The sequence below is a fragment of the Pseudomonas sp. B10(2017) genome, assembly GCF_002113295.1.
GTDB classification, from domain to species: Bacteria; Pseudomonadota; Gammaproteobacteria; order Pseudomonadales; family Pseudomonadaceae; genus Aquipseudomonas; species Aquipseudomonas pudica.
On sequence record NZ_NEJU01000009.1, the window covers coordinates 43,625 to 66,862 of the forward strand.

General features: G+C 60.7%; 21 protein-coding genes. 12 read left to right on the top strand and 9 right to left on the bottom strand.

Annotated features, from left to right (window positions below):
* Window positions 1-4 precede the first annotated feature (4 nt).
* From atpD to glmS, 5 genes are all read left to right on the top strand, one after another.
* Window positions 5-1,381 (top strand): F0F1 ATP synthase subunit beta, encoded by a 1,377-nt coding sequence (gene atpD, locus CAF92_RS13055; RefSeq protein ID WP_023383132.1) that lies wholly within the window; start codon window positions 5-7, stop codon window positions 1,379-1,381.
* A gap of 43 nt (window positions 1,382-1,424) precedes the next feature.
* Window positions 1,425-1,844: a F0F1 ATP synthase subunit epsilon gene (locus tag CAF92_RS13060; protein WP_003260039.1), complete on the top strand. Its 420-nt coding sequence runs from the start codon at window positions 1,425-1,427 to the stop codon at window positions 1,842-1,844.
* A gap of 122 nt (window positions 1,845-1,966) precedes the next feature.
* Window positions 1,967-3,334, top strand: a complete 1,368-nt coding sequence (gene glmU, locus CAF92_RS13065) for a bifunctional UDP-N-acetylglucosamine diphosphorylase/glucosamine-1-phosphate N-acetyltransferase GlmU (protein ID WP_085601068.1) — start codon at window positions 1,967-1,969, stop codon at window positions 3,332-3,334.
* 275 nt (window positions 3,335-3,609) lie between these two features.
* Window positions 3,610-4,386, top strand: coding sequence for a DeoR/GlpR family DNA-binding transcription regulator (locus CAF92_RS13070; RefSeq protein ID WP_015268400.1), 777 nt, complete (start codon window positions 3,610-3,612; stop codon window positions 4,384-4,386).
* Window positions 4,387-4,389: 3 nt separating this feature from the next.
* The gene (gene glmS, locus CAF92_RS13075) at window positions 4,390-6,225 is read left to right on the top strand and encodes a glutamine--fructose-6-phosphate transaminase (isomerizing) (protein WP_085601069.1); all 1,836 of its coding nucleotides are present in this window, start codon (window positions 4,390-4,392) and stop codon (window positions 6,223-6,225) included.
* 114 nt (window positions 6,226-6,339) lie between these two features.
* On the opposite strand, the gene lpdA is transcribed toward glmS, so the two are convergent.
* Window positions 6,340-7,740 carry a dihydrolipoyl dehydrogenase gene (gene lpdA, locus CAF92_RS13080; protein WP_085601070.1) on the bottom strand — a complete coding sequence of 467 codons (1,401 nt, stop codon included), beginning with the start codon at window positions 7,738-7,740 and terminating at the stop codon, window positions 6,340-6,342.
* A 208-nt stretch (window positions 7,741-7,948) separates the two neighbouring features.
* Between lpdA and cfaB the strand changes: the two genes are divergently transcribed.
* Window positions 7,949-9,133, top strand: a complete 1,185-nt coding sequence (cfaB, locus tag CAF92_RS13085) for a C17 cyclopropane fatty acid synthase CfaB (RefSeq protein WP_085601071.1) — start codon at window positions 7,949-7,951, stop codon at window positions 9,131-9,133.
* Window positions 9,134-9,273: 140 nt separating this feature from the next.
* Here cfaB and cls read toward each other — a convergent pair whose 3' ends face one another.
* Entirely contained in the window at window positions 9,274-10,713 is a 1,440-nt protein-coding gene (gene cls, locus CAF92_RS13090; RefSeq protein ID WP_046615337.1) for a cardiolipin synthase, read from the bottom strand.
* Between the two features lie 132 nt (window positions 10,714-10,845).
* Between cls and CAF92_RS13095 the strand changes: the two genes are divergently transcribed.
* On the top strand, window positions 10,846-11,373 hold the full coding sequence (locus tag CAF92_RS13095; RefSeq protein WP_015272374.1) for a DUF3617 domain-containing protein: 528 nt from the start codon (window positions 10,846-10,848) through the stop codon (window positions 11,371-11,373).
* Here CAF92_RS13095 and folE2 read toward each other — a convergent pair.
* The gene (folE2, locus tag CAF92_RS13100; protein ID WP_085601072.1) at window positions 11,357-12,262 is read right to left on the bottom strand and encodes a GTP cyclohydrolase FolE2; all 906 of its coding nucleotides are present in this window, start codon (window positions 12,260-12,262) and stop codon (window positions 11,357-11,359) included. The two genes, CAF92_RS13095 and folE2, sit on opposite strands and share 17 nt — an antisense overlap.
* Before the next feature lie 122 nt (window positions 12,263-12,384).
* Here folE2 and zigA point away from each other — a divergent pair, with 122 nt between their 5' ends.
* From zigA to CAF92_RS13115, 3 genes are read left to right on the top strand one after another with little or no spacing between them, the layout of a single operon-like run.
* Window positions 12,385-13,593, top strand: a complete 1,209-nt coding sequence (gene zigA / locus CAF92_RS13105; RefSeq protein ID WP_085601073.1) for a zinc metallochaperone GTPase ZigA — start codon at window positions 12,385-12,387, stop codon at window positions 13,591-13,593.
* Complete coding sequence (locus CAF92_RS13110) at window positions 13,590-14,216, top strand: DUF1826 domain-containing protein (RefSeq protein ID WP_085601074.1); 627 nt, start codon at window positions 13,590-13,592, stop codon at window positions 14,214-14,216. The genes zigA and CAF92_RS13110 overlap by 4 nt, the downstream gene beginning before the upstream one ends.
* 40 nt (window positions 14,217-14,256) lie before the next feature.
* Window positions 14,257-15,225 (top strand): GTP-binding protein, encoded by a 969-nt coding sequence (locus CAF92_RS13115; protein WP_085601075.1) that lies wholly within the window; start codon window positions 14,257-14,259, stop codon window positions 15,223-15,225.
* Here the strand turns inward: CAF92_RS13115 and CAF92_RS13120 are convergent, their stop codons facing one another.
* A complete protein-coding gene (locus CAF92_RS13120) occupies window positions 15,226-15,618 on the bottom strand; it encodes a DUF3301 domain-containing protein (protein ID WP_015272369.1) in 393 nt (130 codons plus the stop codon).
* Window positions 15,619-15,738: 120 nt separating this feature from the next.
* Here CAF92_RS13120 and pdxY point away from each other — a divergent pair, with 120 nt between their 5' ends.
* Window positions 15,739-16,611, top strand: a complete 873-nt coding sequence (pdxY, locus tag CAF92_RS13125) for a pyridoxal kinase PdxY (protein WP_085601076.1) — start codon at window positions 15,739-15,741, stop codon at window positions 16,609-16,611.
* On the opposite strand, the gene CAF92_RS13130 is transcribed toward pdxY, so the two are convergent.
* Entirely contained in the window at window positions 16,608-17,093 is a 486-nt protein-coding gene (locus tag CAF92_RS13130) for an acyl-CoA thioesterase (RefSeq protein WP_003260046.1), read from the bottom strand. The two genes, pdxY and CAF92_RS13130, sit on opposite strands and share 4 nt — an antisense overlap.
* On the bottom strand, window positions 17,069-17,266 hold the full coding sequence (locus tag CAF92_RS27350; protein WP_158090601.1) for a hypothetical protein: 198 nt from the start codon (window positions 17,264-17,266) through the stop codon (window positions 17,069-17,071). Before CAF92_RS27350 ends, CAF92_RS13130 begins: the two co-directional genes overlap by 25 nt.
* A gap of 170 nt (window positions 17,267-17,436) precedes the next feature.
* Here CAF92_RS27350 and CAF92_RS13135 point away from each other — a divergent pair, with 170 nt between their 5' ends.
* Window positions 17,437-19,197 (top strand): cation:proton antiporter, encoded by a 1,761-nt coding sequence (locus tag CAF92_RS13135; protein WP_085601077.1) that lies wholly within the window; start codon window positions 17,437-17,439, stop codon window positions 19,195-19,197.
* Between the two features lie 197 nt (window positions 19,198-19,394).
* Here CAF92_RS13135 and CAF92_RS13140 read toward each other — a convergent pair whose 3' ends face one another.
* From CAF92_RS13140 to uvrD, 3 genes are all read right to left on the bottom strand, one after another.
* Window positions 19,395-19,802: an SMI1/KNR4 family protein gene (locus CAF92_RS13140; protein WP_085601078.1), complete on the bottom strand. Its 408-nt coding sequence runs from the start codon at window positions 19,800-19,802 to the stop codon at window positions 19,395-19,397.
* Between the two features lie 114 nt (window positions 19,803-19,916).
* A complete protein-coding gene (locus tag CAF92_RS13145) occupies window positions 19,917-20,771 on the bottom strand; it encodes a Tim44 domain-containing protein (RefSeq protein ID WP_013974842.1) in 855 nt (284 codons plus the stop codon).
* Window positions 20,772-21,026: 255 nt separating this feature from the next.
* Entirely contained in the window at window positions 21,027-23,213 is a 2,187-nt protein-coding gene (gene uvrD / locus CAF92_RS13150; RefSeq protein ID WP_085601079.1) for a DNA helicase II, read from the bottom strand.
* Window positions 23,214-23,238 lie beyond the last annotated feature (25 nt).

Here is a 23,238-nt window from a genome sequence, read left to right on the forward strand (position 1 = left end):
AGCTATGAGTAGCGGACGTATCGTTCAAATCATCGGCGCCGTCATCGACGTGGAATTCCCACGCGACGTCGTGCCGAGTGTTTACAACGCGCTGAAAGTACAAGGCGCGGAAACCACCCTGGAAGTTCAGCAGCAGCTGGGCGACGGCGTGGTTCGTACCATTGCGATGGGCTCTACCGAAGGCCTGAAGCGCGGTCTGGATGTCGTCGACACCGGCGCTGCCATTTCCGTTCCTGTTGGTAAGGCCACTCTGGGCCGTATCATGGACGTTCTGGGCAACCCGATCGACGAAGCTGGCCCGATCGGCGAAGAAGAGCGTCGTGGTATCCACCAGAAGGCTCCTTCCTTCGCTGACCAGGCAGGCGGCAACGACCTGCTGGAAACCGGCATCAAGGTTATCGACCTGGTTTGCCCGTTCGCCAAGGGTGGTAAGGTTGGTCTGTTCGGTGGTGCCGGCGTTGGCAAGACCGTTAACATGATGGAACTGATCCGTAACATCGCCATCGAGCACAGCGGTTACTCCGTGTTCGCCGGTGTGGGTGAGCGTACTCGTGAGGGTAACGACTTCTACCACGAGATGAAGGACTCCAACGTTCTCGACAAGGTAGCGCTGGTCTACGGTCAGATGAACGAGCCACCAGGAAACCGTCTGCGCGTAGCGCTGACCGGCCTGACCATGGCTGAGAAGTTCCGTGACGAAGGTAACGACGTTCTGCTGTTCGTCGACAACATCTATCGTTACACCCTGGCCGGTACCGAAGTATCCGCACTGCTGGGCCGTATGCCTTCCGCAGTAGGCTACCAGCCAACCCTGGCCGAAGAGATGGGCGTTCTGCAAGAGCGTATTACTTCGACCAAAGAAGGTTCGATCACCTCGATCCAGGCCGTATACGTACCTGCGGACGACCTGACCGACCCGTCGCCAGCCACTACCTTCGCCCACTTGGACGCCACCGTCGTTCTGTCCCGTGACATCGCCTCCCTGGGTATCTACCCAGCGGTCGATCCACTGGACTCGACTTCGCGCCAGCTGGACCCGAACGTGATCGGCAACGAACACTACGAAACTGCCCGTCAGGTTCAGTATGTTCTGCAGCGCTACAAAGAGCTGAAGGACATCATCGCGATCCTGGGTATGGACGAACTGTCCGAAGCCGACAAGCAACTGGTAGCCCGTGCTCGTAAGATCCAGCGCTTCCTGTCGCAGCCGTTCTTCGTGGCCGAAGTCTTCACCGGTTCGCCAGGCAAGTACGTTTCCCTGAAAGACACCATCGCTGGCTTCAGCGGCATCCTCAAAGGTGACTACGACCACCTGCCAGAACAAGCGTTCTACATGGTCGGCAGCATCGACGAAGCGATCGAGAAAGCCAAGAAACTGTAATTCCTGCGCCCCGCGAGGGGCGCTATCAGGTTGAGGCAAGCAGATGGCTATGACAGTCCATTGCGATATCGTCAGCGCGGAAGGAGAGATCTTCTCCGGCCTGGTCGAGATGGTAGTTGCGCACGGTAACCTGGGTGATCTTGGTATCGCTCCGGGCCACGCGCCGCTGATCACCAATCTCAAGCCTGGTCCGATCACGCTGACCAAGCAGGGTGGCGCCCAAGAGGTGTTCTACATCTCTGGTGGTTTCCTCGAGGTTCAGCCGAACATGGTCAAGGTGCTTGCCGATACCGTGCAACGTGCTGCAGACCTGGATGAAGCTCAGGCTCAGGAAGCCCTCAAGGCTGCCGAGAACGCCCTGAATCTGAAAGGCGCGGACTTCGACTACGGCGCCGCCGCCGCACGTCTGGCCGAAGCCGCAGCTCAGCTGCGTACCGTCCAGCAAATGCGCAGAGGCAAGTAATCGGCCCTCGGCTGATAACTTCTGTTGCGATTGAGTAAAAGGGTAGCCTCGGCTACCCTTTTTCTTTTTCTGATTTCTCCCTCCCGGTCATTTCACTGACCACCCAGGATTGGTAGCCAGTAATGTCACTCGATATCGTTATTCTCGCCGCCGGCCAAGGCACCCGAATGCGCTCGGCGCTGCCCAAGGTGCTGCACCCGGTGGCCGGCAACTCCATGCTCGGCCATGTTATCCACAGCGCGCGCCAGCTGCAGCCGCAAGGTATTCATGTGGTCATTGGCCATGGTGCCGAGCTGGTTCGCGAGCGCCTGGCCGCCGACGACCTGAACTTTGTCATGCAGGACAGGCAGCTGGGTACCGGCCATGCTGTTGCCCAGGCACTACCGGCCTTGACCGCCGAAACCGTACTGGTGCTGTACGGTGATGTTCCGTTGATCGAAGTGGAAACCCTGCAGCGTCTGCTGGCCAAGGCCAACGAGCAGCAGCTGGGCCTGCTCACGGTGACCCTCGACGACCCGACCGGCTATGGCCGCATCGTGCGTGATGAGCAGGGCAAGGTGACGGCCATCGTTGAGCACAAGGACGCCGACGATGCGCAGAGAGCGATCAAGGAAGGCAACACCGGTATCCTGGCACTGCCAGCCGCGCGCCTGGCCGACTGGATGGGCCGCCTGTCGAACAACAACGCCCAGGGCGAGTATTACCTGACCGACGTCATCGCCATGGCTGTGGCCGATGGCCTGGTGGTGGCTACCGAACAGCCGCACGACCCGATGGAAGTGCAAGGCGCCAACGACCGTCGCCAGCTGTCCGAACTGGAGCGCCACTACCAGATGCGCGAAGGCCGTCGCCTGATGGCCCTGGGTGTGACCCTGCGCGACCCGGCGCGCTTCGATCTCCGCGGTGAAGTGACCGTTGGCCGCGACGTGCTGATCGACATCAACGTGATTCTCGAAGGCAAGGTGGTCATCGAGGACGATGTGCAGATCGGCCCTAACTGCGTGATCAAGAACACCACCCTGCGCAAAGGCGCAGTGGTCAAGGCCAACAGCCACCTCGAAGGCGCCGTGATGGGCGAGGGCAGCGATGCCGGCCCGTTCGCCCGCCTGCGCCCGGGCAGTGTGCTGGACGCCAAGGCCCATGTGGGTAATTTCGTCGAACTGAAAAACGCCCACCTCGGGGAAGGCGCCAAGGCCGGTCACCTGACCTACCTGGGCGATGCCGAAATCGGTGCACGGACCAACATCGGCGCCGGCACCATCACCTGCAACTACGATGGCGCCAACAAGTTCAAGACAGTGATGGGCGAGGACGTCTTCATCGGCTCGAACAACTCATTGGTAGCGCCTGTGGAAATCAAGGCTGGTGCGACCACTGCTGCCGGTTCGACCATTACCCAGACTGTGGAAGCAGGCGACCTCGCAGTGGCTCGTGCGCGCCAGCGCAACATCTCGGGCTGGAAGCGGCCGGAAAAGATAAAGAAGAGCTGAGTTATACACAGCTGTTTCGATCGAAAGCCGACTTATGTGAATAAGTCGGCTTTTTTTGGCGAATCGTCTCTAAGGGCTGGCACGATCTCTGCGGGAGCGGCTTCAGCCGCGAACACCGGCGAAGCCGGTGCCATATCATTGCGTTGGTTTCTTCGCGGGTGAACCCGCTCCCACAGGGTGCCCATTTTCCGTTGGGGTTTATCCACAACTTGACGAATCGCTCATCTTAGGTTTTGATTGCCATCATTATCTTTCGAATCGAAACTTAAGCGCTCATGTCGAAACGAAACACCCCACAGCGGCGGCACAACATCCTGGCTTTGCTCAGCGAGCAGGGCGAGGTCAGTGTGGACGCGTTGGCCAAGCGTTTCGCTACCTCGGAAGTCACCATCCGCAAGGACCTTGCTGCCCTCGAAACCAACGGCCTGTTGCTACGGCGCTACGGTGGCGCGGTCCCGGTGCCACAAGAGCTGCTCGGTGAACCTGCCCAACCGGTGTCTTCCTATAAAAAGGCTATCGCCCGCGCTGCGGTGGCACGTATCCGCGAACATGCGCGCATCATCATCGACAGTGGCAGCACCACGGCAGCCATGATCCCCGAACTGGGGCGCCACCCTGGTCTGGTGGTGATGACCAATTCGATGAACGTGGCCCGCGCCATCTGCGACCTCGAACACGAGCCGGTGCTGCTGATGACCGGTGGCACCTGGGACCCGCATTCCGAGTCGTTCCAGGGCCAGGTGGCCGAGCAGGTGTTGCGCTCCTACGATTTCGACCAACTGTTCATCGGTGCCGACGGCATCGACCTCGGCCGCGGTACCACCACCTTCAACGAACTCCTTGGGTTGAGCCGGGTCATGGCCGAAGTCGCTCGTGAAGTGATCGTGATGGTCGAATCGGACAAGGTAGGGCGCAAAATCCCCAACCTCGAGCTGCCCTGGGGCAGCGTACACACTCTCATTACTGACGAACGCCTGCCCGCAGCGGCACGCGAACAAATTCAAGCCCGCGGCATCAACCTGATCTGCGCCGCGATCAGCCAGGAGCAATAAACCATGTGTGGAATCGTTGGTGCCGTCGCCGAGCGCAACATCACAGCCATCCTGATCGAAGGTCTCAAGCGCCTTGAGTACCGCGGCTACGACAGCGCCGGCCTGGCTGTCCTCACCCAGAACGGTGAACTGCAGCGCCGTCGTCGTATCGGCAAGGTCAGTGAACTGGAGGCCGCTGTTGCCGCCGAGCCACTGGCCGGCCAGCTGGGCATTGCCCACACCCGCTGGGCCACCCACGGTGCGCCGACCGAGGGCAACGCCCACCCGCACTTTTCGGGCAATGAAGTGGCCGTGGTGCACAATGGCATCATCGAGAACCACGAAGAACTGCGCGAAGAGCTGAAGGGCCTTGGCTATGTCTTCACTTCACAGACCGATACCGAAGTCATCGTCCACCTGATCCACCACACCCTGAAAAGCATTCCGGACTTGGCTGATGCCCTGAAGGCCGCGGTAAAGCGCCTGCATGGTGCTTACGGCCTGGCTCTGATCAGTGCCAAGCAGCCTGACCGCCTGGTAGCCGCACGCAGTGGTAGCCCTCTGGTCATCGGCCTGGGCCTGGGCGAGAACTTCCTGGCGTCCGACCAACTGGCCCTGCGCCAGGTCACTGACCGCTTCATGTACCTGGAAGAAGGCGACATCGCTGAAATTCGCCGTGACCAGGTCTCCATCTGGGACCAGGATGGCCAAAAGGTCCAGCGCGAAACCGTGCAGTACCACGAAGGTGCCGAAGCTGCCGACAAGGGTGCCTACCGCCACTTCATGCTCAAGGAAATCCACGAGCAGCCAAGCGTGGTGCAGCGCACCCTGGAAGGCCGCCTGGGCAAGGACAACGTGATGGTCCAGGCCTTCGGCCCGCAGGCTGCCGAACTGTTCGCAAAGGTGCGCAACGTGCAGATCGTTGCCTGCGGTACCAGCTACCACGCCGGCATGGTCGCCCGTTACTGGCTGGAAAGCCTGGCTGGCATCCCGTGCCAGGTCGAGGTGGCCAGCGAGTTCCGTTACCGCAAGGTGGTAGTGCAGCCGGACACCCTGTTCGTCTCCATCTCGCAGTCTGGCGAAACCGCCGACACCCTGGCCGCGCTGCGCAACGCCAAGGAGCTGGGCTTCCTCGGCAGCCTGGCGATCTGCAACGTCGGTATCAGCTCGCTGGTGCGTGAGTCGGACCTGACCCTGCTGACCCTGGCCGGCCCGGAAATCGGCGTGGCCTCGACCAAGGCTTTCACCACCCAGCTGGTTTCGTTGATGCTGCTGACCCTGGCTCTGGGCCAAGTGCGCGGTACCCTGGAAGCCGGTGTAGAGGCCGAATTGGTCGAAGAACTGCGCCGTCTGCCGGCCCGCCTGGGCGAAGCCCTGGCCATGGACGCTACCGTCGAAAAGATCGCCGAACTGTTCGCCGACAAGCACCACACCCTGTTCCTCGGCCGTGGTGCGCAGTACCCGGTGGCGATGGAAGGTGCACTCAAGCTCAAGGAAATCTCCTACATCCACGCCGAAGCCTATCCGGCAGGCGAGCTGAAGCACGGCCCGCTGGCGCTGGTGGACAGCGACATGCCAGTGGTAACCGTTGCGCCGAACAACGAACTGTTGGAGAAGCTGAAATCCAACCTGCAGGAAGTACGCGCCCGTGGTGGCGAGCTGGTAGTGTTTGCCGATGAGCAGGCCGGCATGACCAATGGCGAAGGTACCCACGTGATCAAGGTGCCGCACATCGCCGACGCCCTGGCGCCGATCCTGTACACCATCCCGCTGCAGTTGCTGTCTTACTACGTGGCGGTGCTCAAGGGCACCGACGTGGACCAGCCACGTAACCTCGCCAAGTCGGTTACGGTCGAGTAAGCCAGAAGCCAGGGGCGCTTTCCGCGCCCCATCGCGAAAGGCCGCTACGGAATCTCGTTTTCCTGTAGCGGCCTTGTCGCGATGGGCAGTAAGGAAGCCCCCGGCTATCTCGCATCAGATCTGCATCGCCATCCCGTCCACATTCATCGCTGCCTGGCGCAAGGCCTCGGAGCGGGTCGGGTGGGGGTGGCAAGTAAGGGCGATGTCTTCCGCCGAGGCCGAGAACTCCATGGCTACGCAGAACTCGCCGATCATCTCGCTGACACTTGGGCCTACCAGGTGCACACCCAGCACTTCATCGGTCTCGGCATCGGCGATGACCTTGGCGAAGCCTTCGGTCTCATGGTTTATCTTGGCGCGGCTGTTGGCCGTGAACGGGAACTTGCCGACTTTATAGGCACGCCCTTCGGCCTTGAGCTGCTCTTCGGTCTTGCCCACGGTAGCCAGCTCCGGGCGGGTGTAGATCACACCAGGGATAAGGTTGTAGTTGACCTCGTGAGGCTTGCCGGCGATGCGTTCGATGCAGGCAACCGCTTCGTCTTCGGCTTTGTGCGCCAGCATCGGGCCGGAGGTGACGTCGCCAATCACCCAGATACCCGGCACGGAAGTGCGGTGGTGATTGTTGCCGAGCATGCCGCGCTTGTCGGTCTCCAGGCCCACGCTTTCCAGGTTCAGCCCTTTGGTATAGGGGCGGCGGCCGATGGCGACCAGTACATAGTCAGCCTGCAGCGTTTCTGCGGTGCCGCCGGCGGCCGGCTCCAGGGTCAGGCTAACGCCATCGGCGCCGGCGCTGGCCTGTGTCACCTTGCTGCCCAGCTTGAACACCATGCCTTGCTTGGCCAAGGCCTTCTGCAGGGTCTTGGCGGTTTCTTCGTCAGTGCCCGGGCAGATGCGGTCGAGGTATTCGATGACCGTGACCTGGCTGCCCAGGCGGCGCCATACCGAACCCAGCTCGAGGCCGATCACGCCGGCGCCGATGACGACCAGATGCTTGGGCACCTGCGGCAACGATAACGCGCCAGTCGAGTCGATGATGCGCTGGTTGTCGATGATCACGCCCGGCAGGGGCGTAGGTTCGGAGCCGGTGGCAATGACCACATCCTTGGCTTGTAGTGTGGTTTCGCTACCGTCCTCAGCCTTCACCACCACCTTGCCGACGCCGTCCAGGCGACCCCAGCCCTTGACCCAGTCGACCTTGTTCTTGCGGAACAGGTACTCGATGCCCTTGGTCAGGCCGGTCACGCTCTCGTCCTTCTGTTTCATCATCTGGGCGAGGTTGAGGGTAGGTTTGACTTCGATACCGAGGTGGGCGAACTCGTCACCAATGGCGGCTTCGTACAGCTCGGAAGCATGCAACAACGCCTTGGAGGGCATACAACCCACGTTAAGGCAGGTGCCGCCCAAGGTGGAGCGGCCCTCCACGCAGGCTACGCTCAGGCCCAGCTGGCCGGCACGGATGGCTGCGTTATAACCGCCAGGGCCACCGCCGATGATCACCACGTCATAGGATTTCATGGGTTCAACTCCAGGATGAAGAAGCACAAGAGGGGGCACAAGGTTAAGCTGAGATGCAAAAATTGTATACAATCTGATATGGGGATAAGATCAGTTGGCTCTAGACCATGGTCTCGTTTAGAGGAAACATCCCACGAATGAACTACTCTGATCCGGCGACGTTCGAAATATCAGGCGTCGTGGCCAAATACGGACAGGAGGGTCGTTCATGCTTGCGCAACTTCCACCGGCACTGCAGAGCCTGCACCTGCCGCTGCGGCTGAAACTGTGGGACGGTAACCAGTTCGATCTGGGGCCTAGCCCGCAGGTCACTATCCTGGTCAAGGAGCCACAGCTGATCAGCCAGTTGAGCCACCCGAGCATGGACCAGCTGGGCACGGCATTCGTCGAGGGCAAGCTGGAGCTGGAGGGCGATATTGGTGAAGCCATCCGCGTATGCGATGAGCTCAGCGAAGCGCTGCTGACCGATGAGGACGAAACCCCACCGCAGCGCCTGGCCCATGACAAGAGCACCGACGCCGAAGCCATTTCCTACCATTACGATGTTTCCAATGCGTTCTATCAGCTATGGCTGGATCAGGACATGGCCTACTCTTGCGCCTACTTCCGCGAGCCGGACAATACGCTGGATCAGGCACAGCAGGACAAATTCGATCATTTGTGTCGCAAGCTGCGCCTGGAAGCGGGTGAATACCTGCTCGACGTAGGCTGCGGCTGGGGCGGGCTGGCGCGTTTCGCTGCTCGTGAGTATGGCGCCAAGGTGTTTGGTATCACCTTGAGCAAGGAGCAGCTCAAGCTCGGCCGTGAGCGGGTTAAGGCCGAGGGGCTGGCTGAGAAGGTCGACCTGCAGATTCTCGACTACCGCGACCTGCCTCAGGATGGCCGCTTCGACAAGGTTGTCAGCGTCGGCATGTTCGAGCATGTCGGGCATGCCAACCTGGCGCTGTATAGCCAGAAGCTGTTCGGTGCCGTGAGGGAAGGCGGCCTGGTGATGAATCACGGTATCACCGCCAAGCACGTCGATGGCCGCCCGGTCGGGCGTGGAGCTGGTGAGTTCATCGATCGCTACGTGTTCCCCCATGGCGAGCTGCCGCACCTGTCGATGATCAGTGCCAGCATCTGTGAGGCGGGGCTGGAGGTGGTAGACGTGGAAAGCCTGCGTTTGCACTACGCCAAGACCTTGCACCACTGGAGCGAGAACCTGGAGAACCAGTTGCACAAGGCGGCGGCGCTGGTGCCCGAGAAGACCTTGCGCATCTGGCGCCTGTATCTGGCCGGGTGTGCCTATGCCTTCCAGAAGGGGTGGATCAACCTGCATCAGATTCTGGCCGTGAAGCCTTACGCCGATGGCCACCATGATCTGCCCTGGACGCGTGAAGACTTGTATCGCTGAATTGCTCAAGAGCGCGCAAGCGCGGCACCATACCCTGTGGGAGCAGGTTTACCCGCGAATGCGTCGGTACAGCTACTGACGTCTTCGCGGGTAAACCCGCTCTCACAAGGGCGGCGATATCTTGCGAGGTCGCGTACGCTTCACAGAATCGGCGAAATCAGCCGAGCAATCCGCATCCCCAGTTGCTGCAGCCGATGAGTATCACGGCTGTCCTCCGCGGTAATTTCCCGTGCCTGTTCAAAGTCATTGTTCAGCATGTTTTCGACCTGGTCTGCAAAGCCGCGGTCAACCGTCAGCAGGGTAATTTCGAAGTTGAGGCGGAAAGAGCGGTTGTCCAGGTTGGCACTGCCGATCGCGCTGACATCGTCATCCACCAGAACCACTTTCTGATGCAGGAAGCCCGGTTGGTAGCGGAACATGCGTACACCTGCACGTACCGCTTCGAAGGCGAAAAGGCTGGACGCGGCATAGACGATGCGATGGTCTGGGCGTGACGGAATCAGCACTCGCACATCGACCCCACGCAGTACCGCCAAACGCAACGCGGCGAACACTGCCTCGTCGGGGATGAAGTACGGGCTGGTGATCCACACGCGGCGGGTGGCTGAATGGATCGCCTCAAGGAAGAAAAGCGAGCAGGTTTCCTGTGGGTCGGCCGGGCCGCTGGCCAAGGCTTGGCACAGCACGCCGTTGTCCGGGTAGGCGTCCGGCAGAATCAGGGGCGGTAGCTGGCGTGTGGCCCAGTACCAGTCCTCGGCAAACGACTCCTGCAGGCAGGCCAGCACCGGCCCGCTGATCTGCACATGGGTGTCGCGCCAGGGTGAGAGCTGCGGGTGGCCACCGAGGTACTCATCGCCCACGTTGTGCCCGCCGATGAAACCGAGCAGGCCATCCACCACCACGATCTTGCGGTGGTTACGGAAGTTCACCTGGAAGCGGTTGAACCAGCCACGACGGGTTGCGAAGGCATGAATCTGTACACCGCCGTCGCGCAGCAGTTGGCTGTAGCTTGCCGGCAAGGCATGGCTGCCGACGCGATCATACAGCACGAACACCTGCACCCCCTCGGCGGCCTTGCGCAGCAGCAGTTGTTGCAGCGCTTTGCCAACGCTGTCGTCATGGATGATGAAGAACTGTACCAGCACCACTTCGCGGGCTTTTTCGATGGCTGCGAATATTGCGTCGAATGTGGCCCTGCCATCGATCAGCAGCTTCACCTCGTTATTGGCAAGACAGGGCATGCGCCCGAGCTTGGGCATGGCACGCAACGCCGCATAGCTCTCCGACTCACGGGCGGTAAGTGCTTCTTCTACCCAAGGCCGCCAGTTGAGGTTGGCCATGGCCACATGCATTTCCTGGTTAGCTTGGCGCCGGGCCTTGATGTAGGCATAGAACGAGCGCGCACCGAAGATCAGGTAAGGGATCAGGGTTAGGTAGGGGATGAAAAACAACGGCATTGCCCAGGCGATGGCGCCTTGGGCTGTGCGCACGGTGAACAATGCGTGCAGTGCGGCGACAATACCCAGCAGGTGAACCAGGCCGAGTAGATAACCGAAGAAGTAGGGGCTGTGGTAGTCCATATGCATCCTGCTTGCCGAGTACACTTGAGTAACAGAACACGTTCCCGGTCCGCCTTGCAACCTGCAGGTTGATTTGGCGTCTAAGGCTCAGTCCGGCCCGCTTGGCCGGCTTTTTTTCAGGAGCGTTCGTCCATGAAGATTCGTCTGCCACTGTTGGCGTTGGCCCTAGGTGTGAGCAGCCCGCTGGTGCATGCTCAGATGTTGCAGCCTGGCTTGTGGGAGCTGACCACCAGCAACATGCAGGTCGATGGCAAGCCGTTACCTGACATGGAGTTCATGCTCGGCCAGTTGAAGAACCTGCCGCCGGAGCAGCGCGCGATGATGGAAGGGGTGCTGGCCAAACAGGGGGTGACTGTTGGGGGTAAGGGGGTGCGCTCGTGCCTCACGCCAGAACAGGTGGCAACCAACGATATCCCGCTGCAGGATCCGAAGTCAGGCTGTACCCAGAAGATCACCGATCGCACCGGCAATGTGTGGAAGTTTCAATTCAGCTGCCCCAAAGCGCAGGGCAGCGGTCAGGCGACTTTCCTCAGTGACCGGGAATTCACTACCCAGGTCAACGGTACGTTCAACGCGTCGGGTGTACAGCAGCAAGGCAGCATGAACACCCGTGCCGTGTGGTTGGGCAATGACTGCGGCTCGGTCAAGCCGCGCAGCTGACGTCCCATTGCCACTGGCTGGCCGCGACAGCGTCGTGGGCATGCAGGCTTTCTGCATGTTCCACGCGCAGCTTGAAAGCCGTGCTCCATTCTATTTGCCGTAGCGCCTTGTACAGGCGACGCGCGGCGTCTTCGCAGAACATCAGGTTCTGGCCGTTGGCCAAGGCAAAGGCTTGTTCGTCTGCGCGCTTGACTGCGGTCTGCACCGCTGTCCCAAGGCTTGCTTCTATGCGGTCGATCAGCTCGGTGATTGGCAGAACCTGCTGATTGCTGCGCAGCCTTACCTGAATTTGCGCGTAACTACGTTGGCTATGGGGCGTCGCTACGATGCCTTCGGCGCTGCCAAGCCATTGTAGAACCGCTGATTTATCGACCAGCTCGGCGCTGAAATGCGCTTGGAACTGCTGCTGAATCAGCTGACGTGCAAGTGCGGCCGAGCACGGGCAGGTCGAGGAGTAAGGGACGGAAACGGATAGTTCCACGTGGAACATTTCATTTTCGATTTTTGCGTCGACTGCGACGGCATAGCTTTTCCAACCTTCCAATGGGCTGATCAAAGCAGGTCTTTTCAGCAGATGCTCGAAGCGCAGACGCAAATAGGCTGCGGAAGAAAGGCCTTCGTGGCTGCTCAGGAAGTCAGCCAGCAGTTTGCGTATTGTGAGCGGCGACAGGGGTTGGTGCTCCAAAGACTCCAGGGCGAGATAAAGCCGTGACATATGGATGCCGCGTGAGCTTCCGTCTACCAGGCTAACGCCTGCGTCGACAGTAGCAGCTGCTGTGCGCCCTTCGAATTGCACAGGTTGGGCGATCCCGCACATGCCCACCCAGTTCAAAGGCAAGGCGTATTCCTGGGTTTGTGCGGCAATGTCGGGGAGCTTGAGCTGGGTCATTTGGCATTCCAAACAGAGGAGGAGCACGCGTCCATCGAGAACGGCTTGGCGAAATTGTATTGTTACTTTATAACATTGTGCAATGCATCGTTTCGAATGCGCTCGCCTGAAGAGGTTTCGCCATGTCCAACCGTCTCCCTGTCACCGTGCTGTCCGGCTTCCTTGGCGCCGGCAAGAGCACCTTGCTCAACCATGTACTGCGTAACCGCGACAACCTGCGGGTTGCGGTCATCGTCAATGACATGAGCGAAATCAACATCGATGCCAGCGAGGTGCAGCGCAACGTGAGCCTCAACCGTGCCGAGGAGAAGTTGGTGGAGATGAGCAATGGCTGCATCTGCTGCACGCTGCGTGAAGACCTGCTTGAGGAAGTCGCGAGGCTGGCCGAAGAAGGGCGCTTTGATTATCTGCTTATCGAGTCCACGGGGATCTCGGAACCACTGCCGGTGGCCGAGACCTTCACCTTCCGGGACGAACAGGGCCGCAGCTTGTCCGACATGGCGCGCCTGGACACCATGGTCACCGTGGTCGATGGGCTGAACTTCCTACGTGATTACCAGGCAGCAGACAGCTTGGCCAGCCGCGGCGAAACCCTGGGTGAGGAGGACGAGCGCTCGATCAGTGACTTGCTGATCGAACAGGTCGAGTTCGCCGATGTACTGTTGCTGAGCAAGATCGATCTGATCAGCCAGCACGAGCGCGAAGAACTCATGGCCATTCTGCGCAGCCTCAATGCCCGGGCACAGATCGTGCCCATGGTCATGGGCCGGGTACCGCTGGAGCGCATCCTCGATACCGGCCTGTTCGACTTCGACCAGGCTGCCCAGGCACCGGGCTGGCTGCAGGAGTTGCGTGGCGAGCATGTGCCGGAAACCGAAGAGTACGGCATTGCCGCCACCACCTGGCAGGCCCGGCGGCCCCTTCATCCACAGCGCTTTTTCGACTTTATCCACACGCCCTGGAGCAATGGCCGACTGTTGCGTTCGAAAGGTTTTTTCTGGCTGGCCAGCAAATACCAGGAAGCCGGAAGCTGGTCGCAGGCAGGCGGCATGATGCGCCATGGCCTGGCGGGCCGCTGGTGGCGTTTCGTGCCGCGCGAGCAGTGGCCACAGGACGTGGATAACACTGCCGCAATCTTGAAGAACTGGGTTGCCGAGAGCGGTGATTGCCGGCAGGAACTGGTGTTCATCGGACAGAATATCGACTTCGAAAAATTATCCACAGAACTCGATGCATGCCTTTTGACCGATCAGGAAATGGAGCTGGGGCACATGGGCTGGTTGCGCCTGCCCGATCCGTTTGGTCCATGGCATGAGGAGGCCGCAGCATGAACCCTGCACGCAAGCCTGTGGATATTTTCCAGGTATTTGGCGAGACACCGCAGGTACTGACCGATGTGCTGCAGGATGGCGTGAACCTGGCGGTATGGCGACGACGTCTGCCGCCACAACTGGAGGACTTTGCCGCGCTGGTGGTCAGCCTTGGCCAGCCCTTGGCTGACCACCGCATCATCGATGTGGACGAGCAGCGCATGCCGGTATTCACCGAACTCTTGCGCGAAGCGGCCGACTTGCACGGCTATGAGGCATTCGTGTCGGATGTTGCCTGGCTGGTGGCGGCCTATACCTGCCTGGTGGGTGCGCAGCGGGTCGGTCTGCGCCTGCGGGTACTGACAGGTCCCATGTGCCCGCGCTTCCATGTGGATAACGTTCCGCTGCGCCTGCTCACCACCTACGCTGGCCCAGGTAGCGAGTGGTTGAAAGAGGACGCGAGCCCTCGGGGTGACTTACACACAGCAGTGCCGCCTGTGGATAACGTACAGCACTTGCAATCTGGCGACGTGGCGGTGCTCAAAGGTGAAAAGTGGCAGGGCAACGAAGGTGCGGGCCTGGTGCATCGTTCGCCCTCGGGGCAGCTGGGGCGCCTGCTGCTCAGCCTTGACTGGCTGGCCTGACGGCGCATAGTGAGGCATCAACATCGCCCGAAGCCGCCCCATGTTGCAGAACATTCCAACTCACGTGATTGCCGGCCCGCTGGGGGCCGGCAAAACCACCCTGATCCGTCATTTGCTGGCCCAGCGCCCGGCCAATGAGCGCTGGGCTGTATTGATCAACGAATTCGGCCTGGTAGGCCTGGATGCGGCCTTGCTAAGCCGTGACGAGGACGGCATCGCCATCGGTGAGGTCGCAGGTGGCTGCCTGTGCTGCGTCAATGGTATGCCGTTCCAGGTGGGCCTGGGTCGACTGCTGCGCAAGTCCCGCCCTGACCGGCTGTTCATCGAGCCGTCCGGGCTGGGTCATCCTTTGCAGTTGCTTGCTCAGTTGCAACAACCTCCTTGGGCTGGCGTGCTGAAAATACAGCCATTACTGATGGTCGTGGACGCACAGTCCATGGTCCGGAACGAGCAGCTTCCGAAGGCTCAACGGCAGGCGTTCGATGCTGCTGATTGGATTGTCTTGAACAAATCCGAGGTTGTGGATGAAAAATATAAGTCATTGATAAATAATAAATTATCCGGGAAGAAAATATTCTGGACCGTACAAGGGAAGCTGCCCTTGTCGGACCTTCCCGATGTAACCCATGGCATGGTCGACAGCTTGGTTGTGGATAACAGGATTACCGACAATCTTCTAAGTCCACCGGCGCTATGGGCTGATCCCGGCCAGCCTATCTGTCTTGCCCAGCAGGGAGATGGGGGTTGGAGCATTGGCTGGCGATGGCACCCTGGCCAGCAGTTTTATCCACAACGGCTGCAGGCATTCTTGCGCACTTGGCCATGGCGGCGCGCCAAGGGGGTTATCCACAGCGTGGAGGGCTGGCAGTCGTTCAATGGCCTGAATGGGGGCATGCCCGCCTGGCAGCCCAGCGACTGGCGCAGGGATACGCGTATCGAGCTGATTTTCGACCAGCCGCAATCGCAATCAGTGCTGCAGGCCGGGTTGAGCGAATGTCGTGTCAGCTGATCAATTGCGCCAGCGGTTGTGCTCCTGGCGCCACTGCTGCATCTCGATGACATTGTCGGTGCGCGGTGGGGTCTTGATCTCGAACGGGTAGGGCGCCAGTTCTATCTGCACGCTGTGGGCGCCGAACTGGGTCACGGTACCGGGGTGGCGCTGTTCGCCCGTGACGGTGAACTCGAAGGCGTAGACGCGCGCCAGGCGCTTGCGGCCGTTGGCGTCACGGACAAAGGCGATTCGCTTGAGCGCGACCGCGTCGTCGAGGAGTTCGAGGTCGAGCTTGGCGCAATGCTGTTTGACCCGTTCGAGGGCTTTCTCGCGCAACCCATGGTTGTGCCACAACCAGGCGCCTGCAGTGGCGACCAGCATCAGGACGAAGAGGTTTTCCAGGGTCAACATTTGCATATGCTCCAAACAGGTCGATCCAGCTTAACTGCGTCCCTGGCCTGTCGTACAGGTGGCAATCAAGTTCATACTGCGTTGCGCACAATCCCTGAAACAGCTTTGGAAACCTCCCGCATGAAACGTACCCCGCACTTGCTCGCCATTCAGTCCCACGTGGTGTTCGGCCACGCCGGCAACAGCGCCGCGGTGTTTCCCATGCAGCGCATCGGGGTCAACGTGTGGCCGCTCAATACCGTGCAGTTCTCCAATCACACACAGTATGGCCAGTGGGCGGGTGAAGTGCTTGCCCCTGCGCAAATTCCTGCGTTGGTGGAAGGTATTTACAACATCGGCGAGCTGGGACATTGCGACGCGGTGTTGTCCGGTTACCTGGGCAGTGCCGAACAAGGTCGGGCGATTCTGGCCGGCGTCGAGCGGATAAAGGCGGTGAACCCAAAGGCTTTGTACCTGTGTGACCCGGTCATGGGGCACCCGGAGAAGGGCTGCATCGTGCCAGCAGAAGTCAGCGAGTTCCTGCTCGACGAGGCGGCCGCCAGGGCTGACATCCTGTGCCCCAACCAGCTGGAGCTGGACAGCTTCTGTGGCCGCCGAGCGCAGTCGCTGGAGGACTGCGTGAACATGGCGCGCAGCCTGCTGCAGCGCGGGCCGCAGGTGGTGCTGGTCAAGCACCTGGCCTACCCCGGACGCGCCGAAGATCAGTTCGAGATGCTGCTGGTGACCGCCGAGCAAAGCTGGCACCTGCGCCGCCCGCTGCTGGCGTTCCCGCGGCAGCCGGTAGGGGTGGGGGACCTGACTTCAGGCCTGTTCCTGGCCCGAGCCCTGCTTGGCGACAGCTGGGTGCAGGCGTTCGAATTCACCGCTGCGGCGGTACACGAAGTGCTGCTGGAAACCCAGGCCTGTGCCAGCTATGAACTGCAGCTGGTGCGGGCCCAGGACCGCATCGCGCACCCAAGGGTGCGCTTCGAGGCACAGCTGCTGGCGCTTTAAATCGCGTCGGTTTTCAGATCCTGGTAGCGTTTTTCCAGCTCCTGGCGGATCTGTCGGCGCTGCTGGCCCTGCAAGAAGCGGCGCTTTTCTTCACTGCTTTGCGGCTGGCGCGGCGGCACCTGCACCGGGCGACGGTTGTCGTCGACCGCGACCATGGTGAAGAAGCAACTGTTGGAATGGCGCACCGAGCGCTCGCGGATGTTCTCGGTCACCACCTTGATGCCCACCTCCATCGAGGTGTTGCCGGTGTAGTTTACTGATGCCAGGAAGGTCACAAGTTCACCCACGTGCACGGGCTCGCGGAAGATCACCTGGTCGACCGACAGGGTGACTACATAGCTGCCGGCATAGCGGCTGGCGCACGCATAGGCCACTTCGTCGAGGTACTTGAGCAGTGTGCCGCCATGTACGTTGCCAGAAAAGTTGGCCATGTCCGGGGTCATCAGGACGGTCATGCTCAGCTGGGCGTTTCCAGGTTCCATAGTGTGCTCACGGTGAGGTTGCGCTGAATCGGGCGAATGGGGGGCATTATCTGCAGACACTTCTGTTCCCCTCTTTTGAAATTTGCCTTCCTGGTACGGGACGTTGGCTGACGCTCCATCGTCACGCCGATCATGCCATCACCGGCGCTTTTCCAGCCGATCTGTTTCTGCATATTGCACCGCCTTTTTGCGGCGGGGTGCGATGTTAACCTGACTACACCCATGCAACATGGGCTTTTCCTGCATTAAAACAGTATGTACTTGCTGCTCGCTCAGGGTTGCCTTGGCGGAGGAGCGGTCTGCCCAGGCACCCGGCAACGGACGAGAAAAGGAGTATCACGCCATGCATGCCATCAGCTTTATCCAGGACCTGGCAGTCATTATGCTGGTTGCTGGCGTGGTCACCATTCTCTTTCACCGCCTCAAGCAGCCTGTGGTGCTGGGCTACATCGTCGCCGGCTTCATCATCGGCCCGCACACTCCACCGTTCGGCCTGATCCACGACGAAGACACCATCAAGACCCTCGCCGAGCTGGGGGTGATTTTCCTGATGTTCTGCCTGGGGCTCGAATTCAGCCTGCGCAAGCTGTTCAAGGTAGGCGCCACGGCGTTCATCGCGGCGTTTCTGGAAATCGTGCTGATGATCTGGATCGGCTTCGAGATTGGCCGCTGGTTCGGCTGGAACACCATGGATTCGCTGTTCCTCGGCGCCATCCTGGCGATTTCCTCGACCACCATCATCGTCAAGGCGCTCAATGACCTTAAAATGAAGAACGAGCGTTTCGCCCAGCTGATATTCGGCGTGCTGATCGTCGAGGACATCCTCGGTATCGGCATCATTGCCCTGCTGTCGGGCATCGCCGTCAGCGGTACGGTCAGCTCGGGCGAGGTGTTCTCCACTGTCGGCAAGCTGTCGCTGTTCATGATCGTCGCGCTGGTCGTCGGCATCCTGTTGGTGCCGCGGCTGCTGGCCTACGTGGCCAAGTTCGAAAGCAACGAGATGCTGCTGATAACCGTATTGGGCCTGTGCTTCGGCTTCTGCCTGCTGGTGGTGAAGCTCGAGTACAGCATGGTGCTTGGCGCCTTCCTGATTGGCGCGATCATGGCCGAGTCGCGCCAGTTGCTGAAGATCGAGAGCCTGATCGAACCGGTACGCGACCTGTTCAGCGCCATCTTCTTCGTCGCCATCGGCCTGATGATCGACCCCCAGGTGCTGATCGACTATGCCTGGCCGATCGTGGTCATTACCCTGGCGGTGGTGATGGGCAAGATGCTCTCGTGCGGTATGGGCGCGTTCATTGCCGGCAATGACGGGCGTACATCGCTGCGAGTGGGCATGGGGCTTTCGCAGATTGGCGAGTTTTCCTTCATCATCGCCGCGCTGGGCATGACCCTGCAGGTGACCAGCGACTTCCTCTACCCGGTGGCGGTGGCTGTATCCGCAATCACCACGCTGCTGACACCCTACCTGATCCGTGCCGCCGACCCGCTGTCGCTCAAGCTGGGCAAGGTAGTGCCCAGCCGTCTGGCGCGGGTGCTGTCGTTGTATGGCGAATGGTTGCGCAGCATCCAGCCGCAGGGCGAGGGCGCTATGCTCGCGGCGATGATCCGGCGCATCCTGTTGCAGGTTGGGGTGAACCTGGCGCTGGTGATCGCCATCTTCTTCAGTGGTGGCTATTTCGCCGGGCGTATCGGTAACTGGCTCAGCGAGTGGGTCAGCGATGTCAGCCAACAGAAAGCACTGATCTGGGGCGCAGCGTTATTGCTGTCGTTGCCATTCCTGATTGCTGCCTATCGCAAGCTCAAGGCGCTGTCGATGCTACTGGCAGAGATGGGCGTCAAGCCGGAAACGGCCGGGCGGCATACCCAGCGGGTGCGCCGTGTGATTGCCGAGGTAATCCCGCTTTTGTCGCTGCTGGTAATTTTCCTGCTGCTGTCGGCGCTGTCGGCGAGCATTCTGCCGACCAGCGAGCTGCTGTTGGTGATTGCCGTGGTGGCTGCGGTGGTGGTGGCCTTGCTGTGGCGCTGGTTTATCCGCGTGCATACGCGCATGCAGATTGCCTTGCTGGAGACGCTGGAGAACAGCCGCGAGAATACGCACTGAAGGGGCAATGCTCCCTGCGCAAGATTTCACCGTCGTCCGAGGGGATGGAGCGGTAGCGATGTCGTCATGCGCAGAAAGCCTGGCGATCTTAACTATACCAGTGGCATTAGGCCATAAATTCCCATTTCTGTGCCGGCCTCTACGCAGGTAAACCCGCGAAGAGGCCGGCACAAGCAGCACCAGATCAGAGATCGAAATCAGCTCTCCAACCAGACATCCCGCGCCCAGTGCCACACCGATTCCCAGCTGTCTTCACCGACGATTTGCTCTTCGGCATCCCACAGCACCACGGTGCCATCCTCTTCGACGCAGTAGTAGTTGTCGCCGTCCTGGCATAGTGGAATCAGGTCACGTGGTACGCCGGCATCCCAGGCGTTGGCGGCGACTTCTGGCAGGTAGGTATGCGACTGTGGGTCGGTAACGGTCACCGGCTCCAGTGAGCCATAAACCACGTCACTGACGGTCAGCAGGAACTCTTTGAACACGAACGGAATGTTGATGAACAGCTCTTCTTCGATCTCGACCAGCTGGTCCTCATCGGGAAGCTCAAGGGGCACCGGCACTGGCTCATTGGCTTCACGGAGTTGCTCGATCACTTCTTCCACGGTTCACTTCCTCTGACCTAGATGACAACGCTGCGCGTTATACCCTAGTAGGCCACTCTGGCAAAAGCAAAAACCCCGGGGCAGGCCCGGGGTTTTTTGTGCAGCACGCAGCGGTTAGCCGTTTTGACGGATACCGGCCACCAGCCAAGGCTGGTTTTCGCCCTGGGCGCGGACCATGTGCCAGCTTTCGCTGAACACTTCGCCCTGGTCGAAGCGCGAGTTCTTCGACACGCCACGGAAGGTCAGGGTGGCGTCAGTACGGTCGGCACGGTCGTCGACACCGTCCAGCTGCACCTCGAGGTTGTCGATATAGGTGGACTGGAAGCCATCACCCAGTTCAGCGCGCTCGCGCTTGAGGAACTCGAGCATCTGAGGGGTGACGAACTCGGCGATCTTGTCCATCTCGTTAGCGTCCCAGTGCTGCTGCAGCGCCTGGAAGTGGTTACGGGCAGCAGCCAGGAAGTTCTGCTCGTTGAACCAGGCCGGGGCGTTGATCACCGGTGCGGCTGCGGCAGCAGGTGCAGCCGAACCACCGAAGATCGATGGCTGGGCAGGCTGTGCGTGAGCTTCACGCTGCATCGGCGCATGGCCCGGCATGGCCATTTGTGGCTGCTGCTGGCGACGGCGCGCTGCGATGAAGCGGAACACCAGGAAGGCGATGAGCGCCACGATCAGGAAGTCCATGATCTGGAAACCTTCGAAACCGTCGCCCATGAACATGGAAGCCAGCAGGCCGCCTGCGGCGAGGCCGGCCAGAGGGCCCAACCAGCGCGAAGCACCGCTGGCGGCCGGAGCGGCACGGCCAGGTGCGGTCGGCGCGGCGGCAGGCGTGGTTGGCGTGGCCTGGCGGGTCTGGTGAATAGGCGCGGAGCCCGAGCTCTTGCCGCCGCCAAAACGCTTGGCGTTGGCGTCCAGGCTCAGCGTCAGGCCGACGCAGAGCGCCAGAGCGATGCTAAGAAAACGTTGCATAAATGGGATATCCCCTGTTGTGGATTGCACGCGCGTCATGGTGCACAGGTTCCCGGGCACATGACCAGCGACATAATGTTTCTAGCTTTTGCCTGAGTGTTCCAACGTGCTTTTGACGGACTTGTAGGAGCGGCCTTGTGTCACGAAAGGGCTGCGAAGCAGCCCCAAGATATCAGCGTCAACGCCACTATGGTGGGGCCGCTTTGCGGCCCTATCGCGACACAAGGCCGCTCCTACAAGGACCTGCGCAGGCTTTTAGATAGCCTCGAGCTTGGCATACCCCAGCATCAGCCACTTGCTGCCTTCGGCAAAATTCACTTGCACCCGCGCCTGGGCGCCGGAGCCTTCGAAGTTCAGGATCACACCCTCGCCAAACACCGCATGCTGCACACGCTGGCCCAGGGTAAAGGCGGTCTGCGGAATGCTGGCATTTGCGAACAGGTTGCTGTTCGTGGCCGTCTTTGCACCGCCGAACGGGCGGCTGACACTGTTGGACAGGCGCACTTCCTGAACCAGGCCCGCCGGAATTTCGCGTACGAAACGTGAAACCTTGTTGTAGGTCTCGCTGCCATACAGGCGACGCGTTTCGGCGTAGGTCATGACCAGCTGGCGCATGGCGCGGGTGATGCCCACATAAGCCAGGCGGCGTTCCTCTTCCAAACGGCCAGGCTCTTCCAGGCTCATCTTGTGCGGGAACAGGCCTTCTTCCATGCCCACCAAGAACACATACGGGAACTCCAGGCCCTTGGCGCTGTGCAAGGTCATCAGTTGGACGCTGTCTTCATGCTCGTCGGCTTGGGCATCGCCTGCCTCGAGCGAGGCGTGGCCGAGGAATGCCGAGAGTGGCGAGAGGTCGGCGTCTTCGTCGGTGGACTCGAAGTTGCGCGCTGCGCTGACCAGTTCCTCAAGGTTTTCTACCCGTGCCTGGCCCTTCTCACCTTTTTCTTCCTGGTGATAGATGATCAGCCCGGACTGCTCGATGGTGGTCTGGGTCATGGTATGCAGTGGCATGTCCACGACCTTGGCAGCCAACCCCTCGATCAGCTCGATGAACGCACCCAGGGCACTGGCGGCGCGGCCTTTCAGGGCTTTGGCGGCGAGCAGCTGGCACATGGCCTCCCACATCGACAGCTGGCTGTGGCGGGCGTGCTCGCGGATGGCTTCGACGGTTTTTTCGCCAATGCCACGTGGCGGCACATTGATCACCCGCTCCAGGGCGGCATCGTTGCCACGGCCTTCGATCAGCCGCAGGTAAGCCATGGCGTTCTTGATTTCCGCGCGCTCGAAGAAGCGCTGGCCACCGTAGATGCGGTAGGGGATGCGTTCGCGCAGCAGTGCTTCTTCCAGCACCCGTGACTGGGCGTTGGAACGGTACAGAATGGCGATCTCGTTGCGTGCATTGCCCTGCTTGACCAGGCTCTCGATGGTTTCTACCACGTAGCGCGCTTCGTCATGCTCGTTGTAGGCCGCATACAGGGTCAGCGGTTCGCCTTCACCCATGTCGGTCCACAGCTCTTTGCCCAGGCGCCCGCTGTTATTGGCGATCAGCGCATTTGCAGCCTTGAGGATGCCGCCGGTGGAGCGGTAATTCTGCTCCAGGCGGATCATTTCGGCGTCGGGGAAGTCGGCAGTGTACTGGTGAATGTTCTCGATCTTGGCACCGCGCCAGCCGTAGATCGACTGGTCGTCATCGCCCACCGCCATCAGGCTGTCACCGCCGCGCGCCAGCAGGCGCAGCCAGGCGTACTGCACGGCGTTGGTATCCTGGAACTCGTCCACCAGCACGTGGCGGAAGCGCCGTTGGTAGTGCTCCAGCAGGCCCGGATGGTCGCGCCACAGGTCCAGGCCGCGCAGCAGCAGCTCGGAGAAGTCGATGACCCCGGCGCGCTCGCAGGCTTGCTCGTAGGCGGTATAGACGTCGCGCATGGTCGACAGGAACAGGTCGCCCCCGGCCTGGATATGCTGTGGGCGCAGACCTTCGTCCTTCTGCCCGTTGATGAACCACTGGGCCTGGCGTGCCGGCCATTTCTGCTCGTCCAGGCCCAGCTCGCGCATCACCCGTTTGATCAGGCGCTGCTGGTCGTCGCTGTCGAGGATCTGGAAGTTCTGCACCAGCCGTGCTTCCTGCCAGTGGGCCCGCAGCAGGCGATGGGCCAGGCCGTGGAAGGTGCCGACCCACATGCCTGCCGGGTTGATGCCCAGCAGTTGCTCGATCCGCTGGCGCATTTCTGCCGCAGCCTTGTTGGTGAAGGTCACCGACAGGATCGAGTGCGGCGATGCCTGCTCCACCTGGATCAACCAGGCAATGCGGTGCACCAGCACGCGGGTTTTACCGGAACCGGCGCCAGCAAGCACCAGTTGACGCCCGAGCGTGGCCGCTACGGCCTGGCGTTGGGCATCGTTGAGGGAATTCAGCAGGAGGGAGAGGTCGTCTGTGCGCATCGGGCCATTCTAGGGCGCGGCAGGA

Bases quoted from the DNA above. Each gene is read 5' to 3' on its own strand.
- atpD (WP_023383132.1), top strand. From the start codon at position 5: ATGAGTAGCGGACGTATCGTTCAAATCATCGGCGCCGTCATCGACGTG.
- CAF92_RS13060 (WP_003260039.1), top strand. From the start codon at position 1,425: ATGGCTATGACAGTCCATTGCGATATCGTCAGCGCGGAAGGAGAGATC.
- glmU (WP_085601068.1), top strand. From the start codon at position 1,967: ATGTCACTCGATATCGTTATTCTCGCCGCCGGCCAAGGCACCCGAATG.
- CAF92_RS13070 (WP_015268400.1), top strand. From the start codon at position 3,610: ATGTCGAAACGAAACACCCCACAGCGGCGGCACAACATCCTGGCTTTG.
- glmS (WP_085601069.1), top strand. From the start codon at position 4,390: ATGTGTGGAATCGTTGGTGCCGTCGCCGAGCGCAACATCACAGCCATC.
- lpdA (WP_085601070.1), bottom strand. From the start codon at position 7,740: ATGAAATCCTATGACGTGGTGATCATCGGCGGTGGCCCTGGCGGTTAT.
- cfaB (WP_085601071.1), top strand. From the start codon at position 7,949: ATGCTTGCGCAACTTCCACCGGCACTGCAGAGCCTGCACCTGCCGCTG.
- cls (WP_046615337.1), bottom strand. From the start codon at position 10,713: ATGGACTACCACAGCCCCTACTTCTTCGGTTATCTACTCGGCCTGGTT.
- CAF92_RS13095 (WP_015272374.1), top strand. From the start codon at position 10,846: ATGAAGATTCGTCTGCCACTGTTGGCGTTGGCCCTAGGTGTGAGCAGC.
- folE2 (WP_085601072.1), bottom strand. From the start codon at position 12,262: ATGACCCAGCTCAAGCTCCCCGACATTGCCGCACAAACCCAGGAATAC.
- zigA (WP_085601073.1), top strand. From the start codon at position 12,385: ATGTCCAACCGTCTCCCTGTCACCGTGCTGTCCGGCTTCCTTGGCGCC.
- CAF92_RS13110 (WP_085601074.1), top strand. From the start codon at position 13,590: ATGAACCCTGCACGCAAGCCTGTGGATATTTTCCAGGTATTTGGCGAG.
- CAF92_RS13115 (WP_085601075.1), top strand. From the start codon at position 14,257: ATGTTGCAGAACATTCCAACTCACGTGATTGCCGGCCCGCTGGGGGCC.
- CAF92_RS13120 (WP_015272369.1), bottom strand. From the start codon at position 15,618: ATGTTGACCCTGGAAAACCTCTTCGTCCTGATGCTGGTCGCCACTGCA.
- pdxY (WP_085601076.1), top strand. From the start codon at position 15,739: ATGAAACGTACCCCGCACTTGCTCGCCATTCAGTCCCACGTGGTGTTC.
- CAF92_RS13130 (WP_003260046.1), bottom strand. From the start codon at position 17,093: ATGGAACCTGGAAACGCCCAGCTGAGCATGACCGTCCTGATGACCCCG.
- CAF92_RS27350 (WP_158090601.1), bottom strand. From the start codon at position 17,266: ATGCAGAAACAGATCGGCTGGAAAAGCGCCGGTGATGGCATGATCGGC.
- CAF92_RS13135 (WP_085601077.1), top strand. From the start codon at position 17,437: ATGCATGCCATCAGCTTTATCCAGGACCTGGCAGTCATTATGCTGGTT.
- CAF92_RS13145 (WP_013974842.1), bottom strand. From the start codon at position 20,771: ATGCAACGTTTTCTTAGCATCGCTCTGGCGCTCTGCGTCGGCCTGACG.
- uvrD (WP_085601079.1), bottom strand. From the start codon at position 23,213: ATGCGCACAGACGACCTCTCCCTCCTGCTGAATTCCCTCAACGATGCC.